The following is a 23,765-nucleotide window of genomic DNA, read 5'->3' on the forward strand; positions in this document are numbered from 1 at the left end:
AACTTTTGACAGATAGCCCTGTAATTGGAGAGTTCTAACTAATTTTGCAATATGGAAAAAGCAAAAAGAATACTTGTGGTCGATGACGAGGAAACGCTTTGCGATGCCCTTGCCTTCAATCTTGAAGCCGAAGGATATGAGGTGGCAACGGCTTACAGTGCCGAGGAAGCATTGACCCATGACCTTTCGGGTTACGACCTGATACTCCTTGATATAATGATGGGGGAGATTTCCGGCACCCAGCTTGCCCGCATAATGAAGGCGAATCCAGCCACGGCTTCGGTGCCGATAATATTCTGCACCGCAAAAGACACCGAAGATGACATGATAAAGGGGCTTGACCTCGGAGCCGACGACTATATAATGAAGCCTTACTCGCTGAAGGCGGTGCTTGCAAGAATCCGCACGGTGCTTCGCCGCACATCGGCGTATGCGGCGGTTCCACCGACGGCAAACGACGAGGTAAGTTACAAGGGGCTTGTGTTGTCAAAGCGAAACCGTACCTGTCATGTCGATGGCAGTGAGGTGAAGATGCCAAAAAAGGAATTCGAGATTCTGCTGAAACTGATGTCGAATATCGGGCAGGTTTTCTCACGTGCCGAACTGCTGAAAGAAATATGGCCTGATGAGGTGGTGGTGCTCGACCGCGTGGTGGATGTCAACATCACCCGTATCCGCCAGAAAATCGGTCAGTACGGCAAGAATATAGCCACACGTTCAGGTTACGGTTATGGATTCATCGAATAGGCTCACATATCCGCAGCGGCTTTTCCTTTGGCTGCTCGGTTATTCTCTACTTCTCGTGGGGTGCTTCATCACTTTCCAATACCACCGTGAAAAAGAGTTCAAGGCGGATGAAATGAACACCCGGCTTCAGATGATAAACACCTATATCCTTACGGAACTGGAACATGGTAAAAACATATCGGATATCAGTCTGCGCGATTTCCATCCCTTCGATGACATAAGGGTAAGCGTGATAAAGAATGACGGAACGGTAGTCTATGACAATTCAATCGACTCGCTTCCCGGCAAGAATCATCTTGACCGTGAAGAGATAAGACAGGCTCTTGCACATAAATCCGGCTACACAGTGCGCCGTCACAGCGAAAGCACAGGCGATTCTTACTTTTATTCAGCCACCAAAGGCGATAACGGATACATAGTCCGCACGGCAGTACCTTATTCAATATCGTTGAGCGGGTTACTGAATCCGGATGTCAACTTTATTTGGGTTATGGGAGCTGTCGCATTGGTCATGTGTGTGCTGGGGTATTTTGCCACCAGACGAGTCGGGCTGCATATCACCAGACTTAAAAAATTTGCAGAAGATGTTGAGAGCGGTATTAAGATTTCGGATTCGGAGCCTTTCCCAAGTGACGAATTAGGGTCAATATCAAATAATATCGTCCGTATCTATGCCCGCCTGCAACAAGCTAACATTGACCGTGACAGGGAACATAATGCCGCACTCCACGAACAGCAGGAGAAGGAACGGATAAAAAAACAGCTTACCAACAATATCAATCACGAACTGAAAACACCCGTCGCATCCATAAAGGTATGTGTGGAAACGCTTTTGGAACATAAGAACATCAGCAGCGAGAAACACGACTTATTTCTACAACGCTGCCTGATGAACGCGGAGAGGTTACAGCATCTTCTCGCGGATGTAGCCCTTATAACTCGAATGGACGACGGCAGTGCTACAATAATGAAGGAGAATGTAGATCTTTCCCGGATTATCAGTGATGTTGTCAGTGACCGTGACATCATAGCCGGATCAAAAGGGATAGTCATAGAGAATGATGTTGTCAGGACGCTCGAAATGTCAGGCAATCCATCGCTATTAGAAGCGATGTTCAATAACCTTATTGACAATGCCATAGCATACAGCGGCGGTGACACAATTAAAATCAGGCTGCTTTATGAAGATGTCAAAAAGATTGTCATTACCGTATCGGACAACGGTGTCGGGGTTAACGAAGAGCATATGCCCCGCCTTTTCGAGCGGTTCTACCGTATAGACAAGGGCCGGAGCCGCGCCGCCGGTGGCACTGGCCTCGGCTTGTCAATAGTCAAAAATGCCGTCATGCTTCACGGAGGTACAATAACAGCGGAGAATGTCAGAACCGGCGGCCTGTCTTTCAAGATAACGCTCAGTAGATAGTCGGCATTATCGCAATTAACGATACTTTAATATTTATGAAAAATCCATGAAATCATACGAAAGTACTTTTGCACTGAAAACCAATAATAACAGTAACAGTGAAAAAAGTAATTTCGTTAATCGTGGGTATGCTTGCCATAAGCTTAACCATACAGGGAGCGGACTCCGGCGGCTCCCGCCTGCTCAAGGGACGTATTTTGGACAATGAACACAATCCTCTCCCTGGCGCTGTTGTCATTCTTGATGGCAAAGCCCATTCAGCAGTGGCTGATGCCGATGGGTTCTATTCCTTTTCCAACCTTGAGTCAGGAACTCATAGACTGAATATCTCATATCTGGGTTTTGTCCCGGTATCCCAAGCCATCGTTCTGGCAGACACGGATGTAACGCAGGATATTATAATGTCAGACTCCTCCAAAGAGCTCAACGAAGTTGTGGTGACAGGTGTATTTTCGGGTCAGCAACGTGCCATAAACGCGCAGAAGAGCAACATAAATGTCACAAACATCGTTTCGGCTGATCAGATTGGCAAGTTCCCCGATTCAAACATAGGGGATGCCCTGAAGCGTATAAGCGGTATCAACGTGCAATATGATCAGGGAGAAGCCCGTTTCGGACAAGTTCGCGGCACACCCGCTGATTTCAGCTCCGTGACCATCAATGGTTCAAGAATCCCCTCGGCAGAAGGTGACATTCGCAATGTGCAACTTGACCTTATTCCGTCCGACATGATTCAGACTATCGAAGTCAACAAGACTCTGATGCCTGATCAGGACGGGGATGCGATAGGCGGTTCGATAAATCTTGTCACCAAGAACTCTCCCCGCCGACTTACACTTAACGCCGTAGCGGGGACCGGTTACAACTGGATAAGCCGGAAAGCGCAGATGAATTTCGGTCTCACCATAGGCAACCGGTTCTTCAATGACCGTCTTGGCATTATGGTTTCGGCTTCCTATAATAACGCCCCGTCCGGTTCTTACAATACTGAATTTATCTGGGGAAAGGATGATGCCGGAAAACTCTATCTATCTGATTACCAGATACGCCAGTATTACGTCACACGTGAGCGGCAAAGCTATTCGTTGTCAGCGGATTGGAAATTCAATGATTTCAATAAAATATGGTTCAAGGGAATTTTCAACAACCGCAACGACTGGGAAAACCGTTATCGCACGACTTTGAAAGACATCACACCTGACGGAGTCGCGGATGTACGTGTCCAGACAAAGGGTGGATCGCACGATAATCGCAATGCGCGTCTCGAACGTCAGCGTACTATGGATTTTACCCTCGGTGGTGAAAACCGGCTCGGTTTCCTGAGCCTTGACTGGAGAATCGGATATGCACGTGCCTCCGAAGAAAGGCCCAATGAGCGATACATAGACTTCCGGTTGAAGAAGCAGCATTTTTCATTTGATCTGTCGAATCCGCGAACACCTTTCGCAACACCCGACGAGGGTTCGACAATGCTCCTTGACGACAAATTCTCTCTTAAAGACCTCACTCAGCAACAGGAAGACATAACGGAACAGGACTTGAAAGCGTCGCTTGATTTCAAGACTCGCCTCAGCGACCGTTCAAAATTGAAATTCGGTTTCAAGTTTGTAAACAAGACAAAAGATAAGGAGATCGATTACTATGAATATACCCCTGTTGATAAAAAGGGGTTCAATAAAGACGCTTTGGCACATTCGGTTAATGAATCCACCGACCGTTTCATGCCGTCATCCCGCTATCAGACAGGTTCATTTATAAGCAAACAGTTTCTGGGGAGCCTCAACCTTGATGATGCCTCCTTGTTTGAAAAGGCGCAGGTTGCCGAAGAACTTGTTGGAAACTACAATGCCAGAGAGAACGTGACAGCAGGTTATATCCGACTTGATTCCAGAATCACAGATAATCTGAACTTCACCGGTGGATTAAGGGTCGAAAACACAGCATTGCGTTATACCGGCAGAATTTATGATGACGAATCGGGTACAGTATCAAAGACCGACCCTGAATCGTCAAGCTACATAAACTTCCTCCCCTCCATGATATTCAAATGGGATGTCAATAAGGACTTCATGATACGTGCGGGATATAATCAGTCGATTTCCCGTCCTAAGTATTCGGCATTGGTGCCAGGCATGAACATCAAGCGTGGCGACAACGAAATCGTAATCGGCAATCCGGGACTTAAAGCCACGACCTCGCACAATATAGACCTCAACGCGGAATATTATTGGAAATCCATCGGACTTGTATCAGCCGGCCTCTTCTATAAACGGATTGAAGGCTTTATAGTCGATGAAGTTTCATTCAATCATGAATATGAAGGGCACGTGTGGACCAAGTTCACGCAGCCTAAGAACGGCGGTAACGCCAATATCTTCGGCGCGGAGTTCTCTTACCAGCGCGACTTCAGCTTTATTGCTCCGGCTCTAAGATGTGTCGGACTCTACGGAACATATACCTATACCCATTCCAGAGTCACGGATTTCAATTTTGAGGGCCGCGAGAATGAGAAAGGATTGAGCCTTCCCGGTTCTCCGGAGCATACAGCCAACGTGTCGCTCTACTTTGAGAAATTCGGACTTTCCGCCAGACTATCGTTCAATTATGCTTCGGACTTTATTGATGAGATGGGTGCAAGCAAGTTTTATGACCGCTACTATGATAGCGTGAAATACATGGATTTCAACATAAGTTATACATTCGGAAAGAAGACAAAATTCACAATCTATGCCGACTGCACAAATCTACTGAATCAGCCGCTACGCTACTATCAAGGTAGCAAAGACCTCACCATGCAGCAGGAGTATTATGGAGTGAAGATCAACGGCGGCATAAAAGTTTCATTCTGACAATCACAAAACAAATAATGACAATATGATACGAAAATTATTCATCACGGCAGTAGCCGTTGCCTCGGTCATGTTTTCATCCCTGACCGCATGGGCACAAAACGAAATTCCCAAAGGGGATATAAACCTCATCGTGGCATCCGATCTTGGACGCAACGGGTATTATGACCAAAAGAAGGTAGCGGCCACAATGGGAGATGTTGCTGAACAGATAGGCCCTGATGCGGTGCTTGCCCTCGGCGACACACATCACTATGAGGGTGTGGAAAGCGTGTCCGACCCATTGTGGATGACCAACTACGAACTTATCTATTCTCATCCTGAACTGATGGTGCATTGGTATCCAATATGCGGCAACCATGAGTATCGCGGCAACACACAGGCTGTAATTGACTATTCCAAAGTGTCGCGTCGCTGGGATATGCCTGCGAAGTATTACACCAAGGCCTTCAAGGACGGTGATACATCGTTGCTGGTGGTATTTCTTGACACTCCTCCGCTGATTGACAAGTATCGCAAGAAATCCGACACTTATCCTGATGCAACAAAGCAGGATGCTGATGCTCAGCTCAAATGGCTGGATTCAGTTTTGTCTGATGCCTCTGAAGACTGGATTGTAGTAGTGGGTCATCACCCTATATTTGCTTCTACCGACAAATCTGAGTCAGAAAGAACCGATATGCAGAAACGAGTTGACACCATATTGCGCCGTCATAACGTGGATATGTATATCTGCGGACACATACATAATTATCAGTATATAAAGAAAACCGGCTCAAAAATTGATTATGTTGTAAACACTTCCGGCTCAAAGACAAGAGTCCCCGGAGATATCGAAGGGACTGTTTTCAAAAGCGACGCACCCGGCTTTTCGGTGCTTAACGCCGACCGAGAATCTCTCCGATTGAATATGCTTGACAAGGAGGGCAATATCCTATATACAGTGAAACGAGACAAATAAATCTTCTAATTATCAATTTTCTGAGGCTGTATCACGTTGATGCAGCCTCAATTGTTTCACAATAGCTTAAAGATTTTGAAATATTCATGAAATGTTTTACCGGTTACTTTGCACTGAAAAAAGTAATTTGAGAAAACAATGGAAATACTGTTCCTCTGTGTAGTGATTTTTCTGTTCCTGCTGGCGGTGTTCGACCTGTCGGTGGGGGTAAGCAACGATGCTGTCAATTTCTTGAACTCCGCGATAGGTTCGCGGGCGGCATCGTTCAAGAGAGTGTTGATAGTCGCCTCTATCGGAGTATTTATCGGGGCGGCGATGAGCAACGGGATGATGGATATTGCCCGGCATGGTATATTCCGACCTGAGCATTTCTCGTTCTATGACCTCATCTGCATCTTCATGGCGGTGATGGTGACCGACATCATACTGCTCGATATTTTCAATTCGCTGGGTATGCCGACCTCCACCACCGTTTCAATGGTGTTCGAGCTTCTCGGAGCTACATTTGTAGTGGCTTTGATAAAAATGGCCGGTGGTATCGACCTCGGTTTCAACGACCTGCTGAACACCGAAAAAGCCCTGTCGGTAATACTCGGAATATTCCTTTCGGTAGCGATAGCGTTTTTCTTCGGAACTGTGGTGCAATTTCTCTCCCGAATGATATTCTCCTTCAATTACCGGAGCAATCTCAAATGGAAAATCGGGATTTTTGGAGGCATCTGCGCCACAGCGATTGTTTATTTTCTTCTTATCAAAGGCGCTAAAGACCTTACATTCATGACCCCGGAAGTCAAAGGATGGATTAAGGCCCATACCGGACTGATCATTCTCTGCTGTTTCGGATTCTTCACGATATTGATGCAACTGCTGCATATATGCAAGGTGAATGTCCTGAAGATAATCGTGCTTATGGGTACTTTCTCTCTGGCAATGGCATTCGCCGGAAATGACCTTGTGAACTTCATCGGTGTTCCCTTGAGCGGTCTGGCTTCATATCAGGACTATATCGCCAACGGCGGAGGCGACGCTCACGGATTCCTGATGGATTCGCTCAACGGTCCGGCAAATACTCCAATTTATTTTCTCATTGGCGCGGGCGTGATAATGGTCGTATCCCTCGCCACATCGAAGAAGGCGAAGAATGTCACCAAGACAGAAATCGGCCTCGGTTCTCAACAGGGAGGCGACGAGATGTTCGGCTCGTCGCGTATCAGCCGCCGACTTGTGCGCTGGACGCTTTCATTTCTAAATTGGGTGCGAGGTATCACTCCGCCGCGTGTACGCCGGTGGTTCAATCGTCGTTTCAATGTCGATGAAACAATAATGGATCAGGGAGCGTCATTTGACCTTATCCGTGGTTCGGTAAACCTTGTGCTTGCCGGTGCCCTGATAGCCTTCGGCACATCGCTCAAGTTGCCGCTGTCCACAACATTCGTCACCTTCATGGTAGCAATGGGTACCTCTCTCGCCGACCGTGCTTGGGGTCGAGAAAGCGCAGTGTTCCGCATCACGGGCGTGATTTCCGTCATCGGCGGCTGGTTCCTAACCGCCGGTGCAGCCTTCATTGGAGCCGGAATCATAGTCGCCGCAATGCACTACGGAGGTCATTGGGTGATGTTCCTGCTCGCAGCTCTTACCATCTTCCTTATTATCCGCAGTAACAGGCGGTTCAGCAAGAAAAACGATGCTGAGAATGGGGGCGACGCTCTTTTTCAAGCAATCATCACCACTCAGGACAAAACGCAGACTTGGCCGTTGCTGCTTATGTATATCACTGAGCAACAACAGGGATTCTTAGCATACGCGGAGGAAAAATACCGCGACATTACAGCAGCCTTCATCGGTGACAATGCCGGAGTGTTAAACAAGGCGGAGTCAAGTCTGGCGAAACAGAAAACAGTATTGAAAAACGCGCGCCGCAAGGAAACGCTATGCCTGCGCCACCTGACACGCGAGATGGCAATAGAGAAAAGCACATGGTTCTACCTGAGCAACAACCTGTGCATGAACATTCTCTATAACCTGCGGCGCATCAACGAGGTGTGCAAGGAGCATGTGGAAAACAATTTCATGCCGCTTCCACCACGCTATGCAACAGAGTGTGAGCTGCTCCGCACCCGTATCAGCACACTGTTCAACGATACACTGGAGTTGATGAAATCGGGCGATATAGCCGCCATCAGCGTACTGCGCCGTCACTGCGACGAGATAAAGGATATTGTTTCCGACACTTACCATCGTGCCCACGACCAGTTGCGCGACGGGGATACCTCGGCTATGGCTGTGCTTTATGTCTATGTCAATATGCTTCAGGAAACGCAGGAAATGGTATCGTCCATCCGCAAATATCTCCGAGCCTTTGCAAAACTCCGCGATTCGGAGTTCCGCAGCCGCCCCGCGCTTTCATCTGCTTCTTTAGAGTAAAAAAGATTGTTTTACGTTACGCTATGGGGATATGCAAAGTATCTCCATAGCAAATTTCTCTCAATCGCATGAAACTATTTCTGATAATCCTAACAATATTCATCTTCCTTGTCATATATCTCGTGATACGCAGAAACCGTAGGGAAGCAGATGATTCAGGGATTTCCGTCAAGGGAAACCCCAATTTTGACGATATGGTTTTATGTGTTGCCGAATCATGCCGTAATGTTATCTGTCTCGCGCTGGATTCATTAGCCGATGTCGATGTCATAAATGCCTGTAAGAATCACAGGATTAGTTCAGACTCCTTATGCACACTGGATAATAAAGTCAGGCGTAGTTTCGGTGTCAATTCCGACAATAATTCAAGGCTCGTATATGTATGCTATATGATTGAATCGGCAGAAAAAATCGCAGAAACGATACGACACATAGTGTGCCGCCCGTCATTCAGCATCTCCATTTCTGATAAATGCGAGATTCAGGCATTGCGGAAGATGATGGATGATATGCTTGAACCGGCTTTTGACTTTCAGATGATTGACGGGAACAAGAATTTTGTCGAGCATCTTATTGCTGTCCGTTCCAAATCTATGGGATATGAGGATTTCAGCGATGGTGCGCAGGCTTATTCCTATCTTACATTACTGTATTATCTTCACTCTTTAATAAACTCATTCCGCCACATCATTTCCACATCATCACAATCGCTCATGCAGTAATTGTATTTTCCTCAGCTAATTATCTTTAATAATAAGTTATTGATTAAACAAAAATACTAAACAAAATGAAAGACAAACTCACTATCGCGCTTGTCGCTCACGACAACCGTAAAGCCGACATGGTCGATTGGGCGCGTTATAACACCGAATATCTTTCAAAGCAACATCTTGTCTGTACTGGCACTACGGGTGGATTGATAAAGAAAGCATTTGAAGAAATGGGGGTTACTGCCGATGTGCAGTGCATGAACTCCGGTCCAATGGGCGGCGATGCCGAAATTGCCGCAATGGTGGTGCGTCATGAAATCGACCTTGCTGTCTTCCTCATCGACGACCTTAACCCGCAGCCCCACGAAGCTGACATACAGATGCTTCTGCGTCAGTGCCGTATCCATAATGTGCCTATCGCCTGCAACCGTATAAGTGCAGACCTTATGATTTCGAGCACTTTGTGGAGCGATCCAGATTATCATCCCGCACCACAAAACTATGTCCACTTCGACCGCACTCCTGAAAAGGAGGAATAAGGGGTATTGGTTGGATTTAATGAAACTTTAATGATACGCACATAACCGTGAAACAGTTTAAGGCGACCTTTGCGGTAAAATTACAATGCAATGGAAATGAAGAACGTAATAAATGCATCCTTTCTCGCAATCGTCATTATGTCTGCTCCCATAATCACGGCACAGGAAATCTCCGGCAGTTTTCTCAAATCTGAATATATGCCGGAAATACATGGAACTATCCGTGCAAAATATGAATATGAACCGCCCATCGACAAGGGGCGGTTCGAGATTCGCAATGCACGCCTCAGCGTGGAGGGAAAAATCATTCCGATTGTGAGATATAAGGCGGAGATAGACCTCTCCGACGAGGGACAGATAAAAATGCTCGACGCTTACATAAGGCTCCAGCCGAAAGATCGGTTGAAATTCACATTCGGCCAGATGCGTGTGCCGTTCAGCATCGATGCCCACCGTTCTCCCCATCTGCAATACTTCGCCAACCGCTCCTTCATAGCCAAGCAGGTCGGTAATGTCCGCGATGTGGGTGTCTCGGCATCATGGACTTTCGGACAGCAGTTACCTGTCACTCTCGAAGGTGGTATATTCAACGGCTCCGGTCTCACCAACCAAAAGAACTTTTGGACAAACGACTATAATTTCTCTTTCAAGGCATTCACGATGATTGCCCGTCAGTTCAACGTGACCCTGAGTTGCCAAAAAGCAAAAACTGGAGATGTGAATACGATGCTCTACGATGCGGGAGCATATTGGGAAAACAGCCGCTGGCACATAGAGGCGGAGTATCTGCGGAAATATTATGCCCATGATTCATTCCGTCCGGTGAACGCCGTAGATGCCTTTGCCGCATATCGTCTGCCACTGAAAAAAGGTCTTACAGCAATATCATTCCTCGGCAGATATGATTATATGTCCGACCATAACAACGGCAGTAAAGATGATAAGGGGGCACTTACCGTCAGTGACCTTGAGCGGCATCGTCTTACCGGCGGCGTGACACTCAGCCTCGGTAAGAAAGCGCTTCAAGCCGATATACGCCTCAATTACGAGCAATATTTCTACAACAAAGGTGTAACCCCCGCAATTTCAGAACAGAATAAAATTGTCGTCGAGTTCGTGGCCCACTTCTAACTAATAAACAAAGGCAGCAAACTCCGTAGAGAGTCTGCTGCCTCAAATTATCTTAACCCATTGAAAACCGGTCGAGAATTATAATATAGTCTTGGTTCTGCTACCATTGACTCTTTTGAGTTGGCGGTTTGGGTTTGGTTATCTTTTACTTCGACCCTTTGGGCGTCGGACTGCTTGAGTTCCTCTCCGTCCTTTTCATCATGCTTTGGAGCAAGTTCGGCGGTTATTTTGCGGTCAAGGGCGGCAAGATCGGATTTGAGTTGCTTCAGTTCGTCCTCCTTACCCCACTGCTTGGAGATGATGGCTTCGAGCTGGGGTACATCAGCTTTCAACTTGGCGGTGCGTTCCTCGTATTGGGCGACGATGCCGGGTATTTTCTCCAAAGCGTTGACGAAGTTCATGCAAGCGGCATGGGTATCGCTCATGGCGATGAAGCCGTTGTTGAACTTGTATTTGTAGTTGCCTTCGACTACAAAACGGTTCTGAACGGACTCCTTGCCGTCAACGAGTGTACGCTCCGAGATAATGCTGATTGGGAAGCCATAGACTTCGCCGATACGCTGATACTGACCGTGTGTGTCGGTCTGTATCGCCAGCTTTTGCAGATGGATACCCATTTTCTTCTCATCGGACTGGTTGTAGCTGTCTATGGTGAGATTGTTGAGCGGATTTCCGTCCTGGTCTCGTCTGACAACTGCCTCATAACGCGCTACGTCAGCTTTCATCCTGCCGATTGCCGCCTCATTGTTGGCAATGTCGTGGGTGACGGTCTGATAACGGAACTTGGAATCGGAGATACCCTTGTTGTGCGCCTTGCGCTCACTCTCCAGTGCGGCGATGCGCTTTTCAAGTTTCGCCTTTTCCAACAGGTCGGTGTTGCCGCTAAGAATAGCCATGTATTCCGAGAAGTTCATGCCGTTCTTCTCATCCATTGCACCCTCGTCGATTGTTCTCGCTCCGAGCGCGCCGGATTTGAGCTGGTCGATGAACGTAGCCTTACAATGGAGAAGGTTGAACTTATAGGAGTCCAGCGACTTCTCCACGGCATAGATGATTACATCCACCTTATTATCAGCGTATAGCTTGGCAATTTCGTTGCCTGCTCTTATGCCTCTGCCATCGCGTTGAGTCAAATCGCTTGGGCGCCAGGGTGTATCGCAATGATGAATCGCAACACACCTTCTTTGAGCGTTGACTCCGGTACCTAACATAGAAGTCGAGCCGAAAAGCACACGCACATCGCCGTCGTTCATAGCCTGAATGACAGCCTTTCTTGACCTTTCTGTCTTACATTCCTGAATGAAGCGTATCTCATGCGCCGGAATACCGTAGTCTTCAATCAGCTTCCGTTTGATTTCGGAATAGATATTCCACTCGCCGGGCTTATATGTCGATAAATCGCTGAATACAAACTGTGTCCCTTTCTGTTCGTCATATCTGCGGTAATACTCGGCTATCATACGAGCGCAATGCGAAGCTTTGTTATTCGGGTCGTCTCCATATTCAGGGTCAATCATACGCATATCAAGAGCCATCTTTCGGGCATAGTCCGTGGCTATGATCATCTTCGCCTTTTCCTCGGTCTCAGACAACGGCGCTCTGCCGAGAATTGTAGCATCTCCGGTTTTGGCAAACTCCATCAGCTTTTGGATAAAATCCTCCTGCGCCGGTGTCGGAGGGATATTGTGGAGTATCTCATTCTTATGCGGCCGGTCAACTCCTACATCTTCAGCCGTTCTATAATCGGTAATTTCATTATAGAAAGCCGCCAACTCCGGCACTTTGATAAAGTACCTGAAACGCTCCTTTTGGACAATATTATTCGTGACATTGAACTCGAAGTCGGTAGTTTTCTTTGCGAAGATTGCGGCCCACGCATCGAAGCAGCGGATCTCCTGCCTTTCAAGTTCATTCGGGCGCAGATACTTGAACAGCAGATACAGTTCAGTCAGGCTATTGGATATGGTGGTACCACTGAGAAAAGTAGCACCCAAATCCTTGCCTGTACGCTCCTGAATAGTGCGTATGGCATATAACAGATTGAGTGCCCTCTGGCTTCCCTCACTGTTGCCCAGACCCGCCACACGGTCATGTCGGGTGTTGAACATAAGGTTCTTGAACTGGTGCGACTCGTCCACAAAGATATGGTCTATACCCATCTGCTTGAAGTCAACGACGGCATCCTTGTTCTGCTCCATCTGATACTGTATGGTGGCAATCTTGGCTGTCAGGTTCTCCTTCCGCTTGATAAGACCTTTGAGCATACCACGCGACACATCATGCCCTTGTTGCTTCACCACTTCAAGGTTTTCCTCAACCGTGTCAAGCTCTGCCTGAAGAATCTGCTGCTGCATCTCCGGCGACTGCGGGATCTTGCCGAATTGGTCGTGCGACATTATCACGCAATCGTAGTCGTTGTTCTTGATCTGATTGAAGAAGTTGACGCGGTTTTCCGCTTTGAAACTCTTTTCATCGGCGAAAAGGATGCGGGCATTTGGATAAGCTGACTGATAGGTCATGGCTATCTCGGCTACATTGGCTTTCAAGCCGATAATCATCGGTTTATGAGCCAGTCCGAGACGCTTCATTTCATGCGCTGCAATGCACATTATCAGCGTTTTACCCGTTCCAACCTCGTGGTCGCAGATGCCGCCTCCGTTCTGTTTCAGCATCCATATACAGTCCTTCTGGCTCTGATAAATGGAGCTTATTCCATAGCGGTCGCCAAGGATTTTCATGTTCAAATCAGGGAAGGTCTGATGGCTACCGTCATACTGAGGTCTGACGAAGCAGTTGAATTTGTTGTTATACAAATCCACCAGCCTTTCCTTGAACTCCGGGCTTTGTGCCTCCAGCCAGTCAGTAAAGCCATTTCTTATCTCGTCGATTTTGGTATTGGCGAGTTGGATTGCCTCATTATCAGGCACCTTGATGTCGTGGCCGTCATCATCCTTGCCGATAGACTTCTTGATGTCGGGGACGGTATTGTGCAATGCGTGTTTCAACAGGCTCATGCCGTCATATACGCGATAATAGCCCCTGACACAGAATCCCTCCCATATCTTCATGTTTTTATGGCTCGTGTCCGCCGAATACTCATCCATTGAGGAAGAATAGGCAATCTTTATGTCTGTTTCATACAGATGCGACATATAGGCGGAGTAGATTCCGGTCGGGATCCATCGCTCACCGAAGTTGAAATCAAGCTCATCGAACTCGATACGGCGGGGCCGGGCTTCCTCCAACGCTTTGAGGGAATCCTGCGACATGGCGATGAACGGCTCTATGCCGTCATAGCCGGGAAAGTCCTTGATACGTTCTTCCTCACGGTCAATCCATGCCTTGACCGCCTCGGCTTTGGCAACTACATTACCGGCTATGAAGCGGTCTTTTATCTCATAATTGCTCACAAGGGGATTGTAATATATGTGTCCTTCAAGGTTTTCAACCATTGCGTCCTCATCCATATCCACAAGTGAAGACATATATTCAAGATTGACCTCGCCGTATTTGTTGAGCGACGCGGTCAGTGCCTCCATCGGAGTATCGACCGAAGTAACCTCGTCAACGGCGAATGAAACAGGATGGTCGAAGATGTCAGCCTTGACAAACTGACCGTTTTCGCCGCGCTCCAACGCCAGTGCGTCACGACCGTTGGCGTCCATCATTATGAATTTGACATTCTGTTTCTCGTTCAGGTTGCCATACTTGGCTACAAACTCATCGTAATAATAATTGAGGTGTTCACGTAAATGTTCCGACGGCTCGTGGGTCTCCGCCTCGTAGTTGTAGAGCTGCTGATAGGTCTCCGAAAGAGTGACATACAGCATGGCGCGTTTCTCCTGCTCCGGTTTGAGGTTGAGGGGTGTGAATGTCGCTCCGGTCTTGCGAACATCGGAGAGAAAGCCTACCATGCCGTCGGCAACGACCATTGAGCCGTTCTTGTGAAAGAACTGAATATCCTCCGAGAACGGACGCGGCGACATATCGCGCTCGATAGGAATAGCCGTAACTTTCGGCTGGCGGGCACGACCACCGGGAATGAAATCGCCTTCGGTCTTTTCGATATAAGTTTCTCCGGGGGCAATTCCGGCGGCTTGTGCCGCTTCCTGAGATTCCTTTTCAAGACGCATCTCCTCCATCTGACGATGGGCAATCGACATCATGGCTTCATAAAAGCCATTGATGGGGGGATTGTCGTCCCAGTTCAACGAGCCATAGAACTCAAGCTCCTTATCAGTCAGTTTACGGAATCCTGATGATTTTATCGGCTTTGCCTTGGTTGCAGGATTGGCAGGCTTCGGCTTCTCCTCCGGCTTTTGCATCTGCTGACGACGGTTGTTTTTCTGCTGAATAGGCTCCAGTTCTCCGAAAAGATTGTATGCGAACAGTCGAGGGTCAGGATTGTCCGAATAATCCGGCCTACCGTCGGTCTCTATCTCTTTGGTGGGTTCCGGCTTCGACGGCTCGACAGGTTTAGGTTCTGTTTTAGACGACTGGTTAGGCGTAACCGTTTCGACTACTTTCTGTTTGGAAGTCCTTTTCAGTTTCGGGTCTTCCAACTGCTCACAAATAGCCACACGTTTGCCGGCCCGCACAAGTTTGGGCAGATATGTGTCGAGCGCGTGATGCGGAAATCCGGCCAATTCGATACGGTTGTCAAGACCGTTCATCCGGCGCGTCAGAGTGATACCCAGTATCTCCGACGCTTCAACCGCATCCTTGCCGAAAATCTCATAGAAATCACCCACACGAAATAGAAGGATGGCATCGGGGTGTTTCTTTTTCATCTCCTGATACTGTTTGAGCAAAGGCTCATTTCTCTGCTCAATCTTCTCGGCAAGCGGCTTCTTTTTCGGAGGTTCGGGCTTGACATCCTGCTCTACCTTCGGTGTTGGTGTCGGCTTTACAGGGTCCGGCGTAGGCGGCTTGATACCATTTGAATTATATAATTCCAGATTCAGGCGCAGACGCAGCGACTCATCCAGCGCAGTCCGCAAATCGTGGGCTATGCCGTCAACACCACCTTCGTGCTTGTAGATGATAGCGGGTTTTCCAAACTGGTCTGTTCCGACTTTTGCATCGGTGCATATCACATTCTGGGGAAACGCCTGAAAGAATTTGTTACCGGGAACTTTTGTACCACGATCAACAACAGACTGAATGAAAAATTCCTCGTCTGCCGATAACGCTTTCTTACCGGTGTGCTTCTGGAGAATAATTAGGTCGGATCCCGCATCCGTTCCGGCATTATCGCTGAAAGTGTTGTTGGGAAGACGCAATGCTGCCACAAGGTCGGCACGTTTCACAAGCTCCATCCTCACGAAAGGACTGCCCGCGTTCATCACACCCTGGGATGCTATGAAAGCGACAAGTCCACCCTCGCGCACTTGGTCGAGTGCCTTCAGAAAGAAATAATTGTGGATTGTCTTGGTAGCCTGACGGTAGGCAACATCCTTGCTTACGGCATACGCCGGGTCTGCGACAGCGAAATCCCCGAAAGGAACATTGGAAGCAGCGACATCGAAATATCCGTTGAAATCGCGCTCAATCTTCTCAAAACCCTCTATGCGGGTCAATATTGAAGGATGCAACGCCGACAGTATTTTGCCGGTGAGCAGATCCTTCTCATAAGCCAATACCTCGGCACCGGGGTACTTGTCATTACGCAGGAAGGAATCAATAAATGCACCCTGTCCGGCAGATGGTTCCAGAAAACTTTTCACCTCTACACCGGAATATTTTAACGCATCTGATATGGCATCCACTATGCGGTTGTCGGTATAAAACGCCGTCAGCACAGAGGCTTTCAGAGAATCCATATACCGCGCAAATTCCTTATCATCCTTAGAATAATCATGGATGATGCGACGCAGTTCCACGGTCGGCGCAAACAGCTCGATGTCGGATTTGCTCCACTTGGCAGCATCCTCCAAATCGTTGGCGTCGTTGAGGATACATTTCAGACCTCCAAATCCGGCATACTTGCGCAGCACAGCTATTTCCTCAGCAGTCTGCGCTCCACACCCGGCCACTCCAAGACGAAAGGCAAGCCTTATCGCCTCGATGTTGTCGCGCATTGTCTGTAACTTATTGTAGGCCATTGTCGGAAAGATAGATTACGATTCTGCCCACAATCTCGGTTTCCATCAATTCAAGGTCAAGGGCATCAACGCCTATCGCCATACGGTCAACGCCGTCGAACAGGTCGGGAATATCCGTCATAACCTGATTTGTCCAGTATTCGACAGCTATTTCACTGTCAAGGTCGATGGTGTCTCCGAAATTCTCAAGGATAAGTTCCGATACCGTGTTATACTCCGATTCTCCGATATTGGAGAAAAGCACGGATATGGCCTCTGCCTCAGCCATCGGCACATTGGCTCCGTTGCGCCGCGCATTTTCAAAGGCATCGAGTGCGGCGATAGAGTTGGCGATAATCTGGGGATGGTCTGGATCAACCTGATATTTGTTGAGCTGGAGATACTGCAACAAATAGAAATAGTAGTAATTGAAGTCAGTAAGACTTCGGTCAAGTTCTAACATGATTGTGGATATTTAGTGGTTGGTGATTACTTTGGGTCGAACAGGTGGCGCAGTGCCGGGTCTGACATTATGCGCTCTTTCTCGTCGGCGATGATTTGGATCACATCGGCTTTCACCTGCTCGTAGTTGCGCTGGATAATCGCTTTCATACGGGATTTGTCCGGGGTGTCGTCCTTGAAATCGGTGAGTATGGGTATAGGCTTGTAACGGTCGGTTTCTGCTTTGACTTTTTTACTGTCAATGACAATCTCGGCATGAAATATCTTCTGGTCTATGCGCTCGTTGATGTTGTCACAAACTGCGCCTACGAACATTCCCTGTGTCAGAGTGGAAATCTTGCTCGGCGGGATAAGACTGTCCATCTGCGTGTTGATGGAGTGGCTCACATCCTGACGGTTTATCGAGATAGACTGCCGTTTCTGGAGAACTTTGCCGAAACGCTCTGACAGTGTCTTGGCGGTTTCTCCCACGACCTGCCCGGAGAATATGTTGCCGACGGTATTCATCACAACTGCTGCTTCCTTGTCACCGTAGTCGCGTTTTAGCTGAGAGAAGTCCTGAAAGCCGAGGCAGACGGCAACCTTGTTGCTTCGGGCGGTGGCAATGAGATTGTCGAGGCCCTTGAAATATATGGTCGGGAGTTCGTCTATAAGAACACCGCTTTTCAGCATACCTTTCTTGTTTATGATTTTGACGATACGGGAGTTATACAGTCCGAGTGCCGCGCCATATATGTTCTGGCGGTCGGGATTGTTGCCCACGCACAGGATTTTCGGCTCTTTCGGATTGTTGATGTCGAGCGTGAAATCATCGCCGGTCATTACCCAGTAAAGCTGCGGTGAAATCATACGCGACAGCGGGATTTTCGCCGACGCGATTTGTCCCATCAACTGCTCAGCTGCTCCACCTTGCCATGCGTCCATAAACGGCGACAGGTAGTTTTCCAGCTCCGGGTAGCTCGTGAGAATAGGAAATAAATCCTCGTATCTTCTATTCAAAAGCTCGATGGCATGGGGAAAAGTACAGTGTATTCCTCCTTTGTAGAGTTTTAAGAAATAGATAATTGCCGCGAACAGCACAATCGGTGACTCTACAAAGAAATCTCCCTGTTTTTGCACCCAATTTCGGTTCAGGTTCATCATTATGGTATAACTGCTCTCGTATGCGTCTGCAATATCGGTCATAAAGTCCGGGTGTATCGGATTGCATCGGTGGCTACGCTCCGGATCGTCGAAATTTATCATGTAAAATTTCGGCTTTACTTTGCCGTAACCGTCCTTATGCGTCAGCAGGTGATTATATGCTATCTCGCTCAAATCCGGGCTTTTGAAGTCATAGATATAGCCGCTGTAACCTTTCTCTATCATCTGTTTGATAAATGAGTTGATTACGGCGTAAGACTTGCCGGAGCCGGGTGTGCCAAGCACGATTGTGGCGCGGAACGGGTTGACTACATTTATCCAGCCCTTGTGCCATTTCTTCTCAAAGTAGAATCTGGTCGGCAGGTTTATGGAATATTCGTTGTCCATCAGTTCTGTTTCCTGCATGAAGCTCTCGTTCTCGTCGTTGAAACGGTCGTCCATCATGTTGTTCTTCAGCATACGCCCCGCCCATATACCGCCCATCATCAGGCAGATGTAGCCCGTGACGGTGGTGATTATATAGGTGTAGCGCATACCGGCGTCGAGTGTCCACCAGTTCAGCAGGAACAGCACACAGCCTATGGCGAGTGTCACGCCGATGTGCCGCCATGTGATGTTCTCGCTTCTTACGCCTCTGGTGCCGAAGCACGACAGTCCGAGAAGCAGCAGCGCGAAAAGTTTGGCGTTGAAGGTGGTGTTGAAAAGTCCGCAGGTACGGTTGAAGTTGGCGCAGATCTTATAGACGGTCGAATAGAACCAGCCGCTGTCCACGGTTTCCACGCGGGTGAACCAGTAAAGGTTGGCGACAACCAGCACGATACTGACTGCCCGCAGGAAGTCCATGATCTTCGCCAACGCTCTGAGGTCGTCCTCTTGTTGGCTCATAATAAAAAGTGGGATTAAAGATTAAAATTTTGGTCTGTGACCTTTTTTCTTCTTTCGCTGCATACGGCGGCGGAATTCTTCCTCGTCGGGATTGAACGACTGCCCCGGCTGGAACAGGTCAAGCCCCGGAAGCGTGAAGCCACTTTCGCTGTAATCAGTAGTGGAAGAATGAGTGGCGGCCGATTGATGCTGGCTGCCTGCGGTGTGTTGCTGCCAATCCGACGAAGTCTGAGTGTCGATGTTCTGGGATTGAGAATCCGAATGGGTGTCGGTGTTCTGCTCCGGTTCCGTCACAATAACGGGTGTGTCGGGAATCGGCACATCGATTGTCGGTTGCATCTGCGGATTGTTGAAACGCTCGTTAAGGGCGTTTGCCGAGAACTGCTTGCCGAGTCTGGAACCGTTCAATACCGTCATGGTGTTGTGATCTATGAACGTAACGCCGTATATACGTCCCTCGTCGGTGTGACGGAAAACAACATCTATGCCGCAGTCTTTTAATTTGGCTGTAAAATCATCCTTACCCGTTGATTGGGCGAGGCAGTCCGCAACCTTGTGTTTAGTGGGTGTAATGTCGATCTTGTCCTTAGCTTTCTCGAAACGGCTGTCAATCGCCGTTCTGCTTGCGAATTTGCCGAGGCGCGACGCCTTGAACGGATTGGCAATCACCTTGCCTTCATCATCGGTGGCGAAATACACCAGACCGTGATACTCACGACCGTTAACCCTGCCGTCGGTCTGCTCACACCTTATATTATATAAGGAAAGAACGGCGTTATACTCGCCCATCGTCTGAAACTTGTATCGCATACCGACCATTTTGACGGTGTTGGCAACCTGACGCTTGATGTCGCCGGAGGGGTCAACCTTCTTGATCGGCATATCGGGAGTGATTTTCTCACGCTCAGCAACTTTCAGCCCATACTCCTTCTCCAGCTCGCGGCACACTTTCTTGTTTTTGTAAAAGTTGTTGCGGTCGGATATACAGCGTCCGTCAGTACCGACACGGAGCGCGACTATGTGAACATGGTGCCGGTCGATGTCGGAATGTTTGTAAATCATATACGGCATATCGGCAAAGCCCATCTTCTCCATATATTCATGCGCCAGACGGGTAAAATCGGTGTCGCTAAGAACATCGTCGGGGTGCGGATTAAGCGAAATGTGCATCATCGGTCGCTCTGTGCGGGAAGATGTAGGAATCCAGCGCATGAAGTCCTCGTATGCACGATGAATATCAACTGAGCCGCTGCCGTCATTGTATATTTTGTTGGTGTCAAGCAGCCGGCCTTTCTCCTTGTTGATTTTCTCGCCGTTATAGGTCAACGCGCCATAGAGCGAGTTGCCTATCGAGATTTTAGCGACCATTGTTCATCGAATTTCTGTGCGAGTGCGACAATCTCGCTGTTTACCTTTACCAGCTCGATAGTCAGTTTCTCCAGTTTGTAAAGAGCCGACATTGCTTTTTTCTCGGTGAAGTTCTCGCGCAGTGTCTTTACCACGTTGTCGTATGAAACGCCGAGTGTGCGGAAAAGTGAGTTGAACGACGACAGCTTGTCGATGAACACACGGGTGTTCTCGTCAATGGTATAGACCTTAAAAGGCTTCTGAAATATGAAATTCTTAATGAACGCGCCCTTGCTTTCAAGACCGGAACGGTCGAACATGGCGAGGAAGCGGGCGTTTTCCTCGGCATTGAACCGCACTACATAGCGGTTTACAGACGGGTCTGTCTTGGGGCGATGGCCCCCTTTGCCTGAAATCTGAGTCATAATTATGTGGATTAAGTGGAGGTATCGCATAGCGACATGACAGGCCAACGCAGTTTCACCGTATGGATTTACGACTTTGGAGTAAATCTTCCCCATGTTCACATGGCAAGTGTTTTCCGTGGCACGAACTTCGATTCGTGTGCCGGGAAACATAACTTGTCGTTATATATAGTGATTATCTTTCTGATATTTAAGAGCATAGTCCTATTGCTTTGTACGAAATATGTACGATTTAGATAAAATGGGGATAACGAACGAAAGGGATTTGGGAATTTTTAGCAGTTGTTAGGGATTATTATTTGCGGTTGATTTCGTCTTTTGATGGCCTGAATAGGTCGATTGATGTGTCATATTATTACATGGACTGGGGAAAAGAAACAGAATTGTGAGGTTCGGATGCAGATTTTTCTTTTGCCCCGCCATTCTATGTATGTGCGTTGGAACGTGAGTATAGTTAAGTATGGATGTATATACATAGACCTATATTATAATCCCACTTTGGGCTTAAAATATTCACCGGACAGCAAATGGAAGATTACAAATTTACTTTCATATTCTGTGGCAAGTCCTCAGAAATACAGTCCTGTATGGCAGTATTCTCAAAGATTTTTTGTAACTTTGCATCGCAATACCTGTACGCGGAAGCCCGATAAGGTTGGCTCAGGTGCAAGTCTGAGCTACTGAAGGGTAATGCGGGCGGGGTTGTTGACATATTTTAATAGAGCGTCTTTGTGCGCTTTGTTCTTGACTCTGAGAAACTTTCCACAATCTCAATTCCAGTCAAAGACAAAGGCAACTAAGTCGCTCACGGATGGTAATAGTCCGCCATGTGTCATTTTGATACATGGTATTACTATATACCTATACGTGGGCTTCTGCGTTGCTCGTCTCGACTGGATAGGCACGTGGAAAGGCCGCTCGGAGTGGGACGAGCAAGGAAAGTGGATCCCACGTTTCTGTTTCTATATGCCATGACATTGTAAACCAATCAACCGAATAGGGATTCTTCGGGCGGACGATACACCGAAGATGAAATTAAAAAACAAGATAATATCTTATAGCGCAATCTCATGTTTGATGTTTTGCGTTGGAGTGTTTATGCAAAGTTGCGGCTCCAATGTGAACACTAATATGAATGAGCATTTCACTGAAGATGGATTCCTAATTACAGATAGTCTTGACACAAATTTCAACCGGGCGATGCCCTCGTCCGTTAAATTCTATGTTGAGGTTTCTGGGAGCATGAATGGATTTTTCAGAGCAAATAAGCCAACGCAGTTCAAATCCGATGTTTGGAATGTGTTGAATTCTTTTTCATCTCTTGCTCCTAATGTTTCGATTCTAACAAATGATGGCTCTCAAGGTGCAACACTTCTATTAGGAGACTTCAGAACCAATATGAACACAGGTGCTTTTATATCATCGGCCTCTACAAAAGTTCCCCTAATGCTTCAAACCATTATTGAGAATCTGAACACTGATGCGGGCGAGGTCGCTGTACTTATATCAGATATGAAATATAGTCCGGTTGGAGCAGCTGCCCCTTCTGTCTTAATGTCTCAATACACAACGGACATAAATGGTATCATTGGCAGATTTGGCAAGGCAATAAGTATTATTGGTGCCACTTCTGATTATTTAGATAAAGGCGGCAACGAGGTTTGCAAGAGATCTCCTTATTATTTCGTTATCCTCGGAGAACAAGAAAATGTTGCGGAGATAAGAAACTATATATCGTTGTTGCTTAAGAAAAAGGGGCATTTGGTTGATAATATTGAGAGTGGTTTTAATTACGGACACCCGGATTATTCATTCGGAATTTCCAACAAATGTTACCAATTCGAGAACGAACCTACATTTATCGGTTATGAAGAAGCCGATGATGTTGATACTTGCACAATAAAGCTAAAAGTTCCCCTTGAAAATTATCGTTGGCTAATGGCTGATGAAAATATTTTTCGGGATGCGCTTAAAGTAAGGTCTCTATACGGCTCCACCGTAAATATTGGAAAAATTGATATTGATGTCAAAGATGTAACCGGCTCTGACAAACAACTTAACCGTGAAGCAACTGCTACTATTGATTTGAAGATTTTCAATATGCCAACTGATTCGGAAGTAATTGAATGGAATCTCGAGTTACCCATTACAAATTACGCATTATTTAATGAATTCTTTGATGAGGCTGATGACGAGAATGACCCGAATAAATCATACTCTGTATTAGACTTTCTAACAGGAATTTTTCAAGGAGGAGTTGTAACACACGATATGAAACCGAACTATATACTCGTATCTAAAAACGATTAAAGTATGAAACTACTACCATTATATAAGTGGATTGTCGGCTCGCAAAACGATTTCACAAGACAGTTCCAAAATAATGACCAACTATTCAATCAAGCAAGGTCCTTTTGGAATAAGCTTGATGGATCAATGTGGATTGTGATTATTTGTATGCTCGTGTTAGGTATTGGTGTTGCAGCCTATTACTATACTTCATACAACAATGCTCCGGGACGACATTATAAACCTATAAAGTGGATTTATTTCTTAATAGCTACTTTCTTTTTAACATTGCTTTTCACATATGGTATTGAGTACCTTGTGTGTGAACCCAAATTAAACGGTTCTTC

At 47.2% G+C, this 23,765-nt stretch carries 14 protein-coding genes; 9 read left to right on the forward strand and 5 right to left on the reverse strand.

The genetic code is table 11. From position 1 onward, the window contains the following. Window positions 1-51 precede the first annotated feature (51 nt). From E7746_RS13980 to E7746_RS14015, 8 genes are all read left to right on the forward strand, one after another. Entirely contained in the window at window positions 52-747 is a 696-nt protein-coding gene (locus E7746_RS13980; RefSeq protein WP_136411210.1) for a response regulator transcription factor, read from the forward strand. Continuing rightward, window positions 731-2,170, forward strand: coding sequence for a sensor histidine kinase (locus tag E7746_RS13985; RefSeq protein ID WP_136411211.1), 1,440 nt, complete (start codon window positions 731-733; stop codon window positions 2,168-2,170). The genes E7746_RS13980 and E7746_RS13985 overlap by 17 nt, the downstream gene beginning before the upstream one ends. A 98-nt stretch (window positions 2,171-2,268) precedes the next feature. Continuing rightward, window positions 2,269-5,019, forward strand: coding sequence for a TonB-dependent receptor (locus E7746_RS13990; protein WP_394347699.1), 2,751 nt, complete (start codon window positions 2,269-2,271; stop codon window positions 5,017-5,019). Between the two features lie 28 nt (window positions 5,020-5,047). Continuing rightward, complete coding sequence (locus tag E7746_RS13995) at window positions 5,048-5,980, forward strand: metallophosphoesterase (RefSeq protein ID WP_394347700.1); 933 nt, start codon at window positions 5,048-5,050, stop codon at window positions 5,978-5,980. A gap of 138 nt (window positions 5,981-6,118) precedes the next feature. Beyond that, window positions 6,119-8,404, forward strand: a complete 2,286-nt coding sequence (locus E7746_RS14000) for an inorganic phosphate transporter (RefSeq protein WP_136411213.1) — start codon at window positions 6,119-6,121, stop codon at window positions 8,402-8,404. A 389-nt stretch (window positions 8,405-8,793) separates the two neighbouring features. Then, the gene (locus tag E7746_RS14005; RefSeq protein ID WP_136411214.1) at window positions 8,794-9,126 is read left to right on the forward strand and encodes a hypothetical protein; all 333 of its coding nucleotides are present in this window, start codon (window positions 8,794-8,796) and stop codon (window positions 9,124-9,126) included. Between the two features lie 65 nt (window positions 9,127-9,191). Beyond that, entirely contained in the window at window positions 9,192-9,653 is a 462-nt protein-coding gene (locus E7746_RS14010) for a methylglyoxal synthase (RefSeq protein ID WP_136411215.1), read from the forward strand. A gap of 96 nt (window positions 9,654-9,749) precedes the next feature. After that, window positions 9,750-10,784 (forward strand): porin, encoded by a 1,035-nt coding sequence (locus E7746_RS14015; protein ID WP_136411216.1) that lies wholly within the window; start codon window positions 9,750-9,752, stop codon window positions 10,782-10,784. Window positions 10,785-10,831: 47 nt separating this feature from the next. Here the strand turns inward: E7746_RS14015 and E7746_RS14020 are convergent, their stop codons facing one another. From E7746_RS14020 to mobA, 5 genes are read right to left on the reverse strand one after another with little or no spacing between them, the layout of a single operon-like run. Next, window positions 10,832-16,888: a MutS N-terminal domain-containing protein gene (locus E7746_RS14020; RefSeq protein WP_136411217.1), complete on the reverse strand. Its 6,057-nt coding sequence runs from the start codon at window positions 16,886-16,888 to the stop codon at window positions 10,832-10,834. After that, a complete protein-coding gene (locus tag E7746_RS14025; RefSeq protein ID WP_136411218.1) occupies window positions 16,875-17,330 on the reverse strand; it encodes a DUF1896 family protein in 456 nt (151 codons plus the stop codon). The genes E7746_RS14020 and E7746_RS14025 overlap by 14 nt, the downstream gene beginning before the upstream one ends. A 26-nt stretch (window positions 17,331-17,356) precedes the next feature. After that, window positions 17,357-19,357 carry a conjugal transfer protein MobC gene (mobC, locus tag E7746_RS14030; protein WP_136411219.1) on the reverse strand — a complete coding sequence of 667 codons (2,001 nt, stop codon included), beginning with the start codon at window positions 19,355-19,357 and terminating at the stop codon, window positions 17,357-17,359. A 21-nt stretch (window positions 19,358-19,378) separates the two neighbouring features. Beyond that, window positions 19,379-20,725, reverse strand: coding sequence for a conjugal transfer protein MobB (mobB, locus tag E7746_RS14035; RefSeq protein ID WP_136411220.1), 1,347 nt, complete (start codon window positions 20,723-20,725; stop codon window positions 19,379-19,381). Beyond that, window positions 20,704-21,129, reverse strand: a complete 426-nt coding sequence (gene mobA / locus E7746_RS14040; protein WP_136411221.1) for a conjugal transfer protein MobA — start codon at window positions 21,127-21,129, stop codon at window positions 20,704-20,706. The genes mobB and mobA overlap by 22 nt, the downstream gene beginning before the upstream one ends. Window positions 21,130-22,260: 1,131 nt before the next feature. On the opposite strand from mobA, the gene E7746_RS14045 reads away from it, so the two are divergent. Further along, window positions 22,261-23,439 carry a hypothetical protein gene (locus tag E7746_RS14045; protein WP_123399948.1) on the forward strand — a complete coding sequence of 393 codons (1,179 nt, stop codon included), beginning with the start codon at window positions 22,261-22,263 and terminating at the stop codon, window positions 23,437-23,439. The last annotated feature ends 326 nt before the right edge of the window (window positions 23,440-23,765 follow it).

The organism is Muribaculum gordoncarteri, assembly GCF_004803695.1.
Classification (GTDB): domain Bacteria; phylum Bacteroidota; class Bacteroidia; order Bacteroidales; family Muribaculaceae; genus Muribaculum; species Muribaculum gordoncarteri.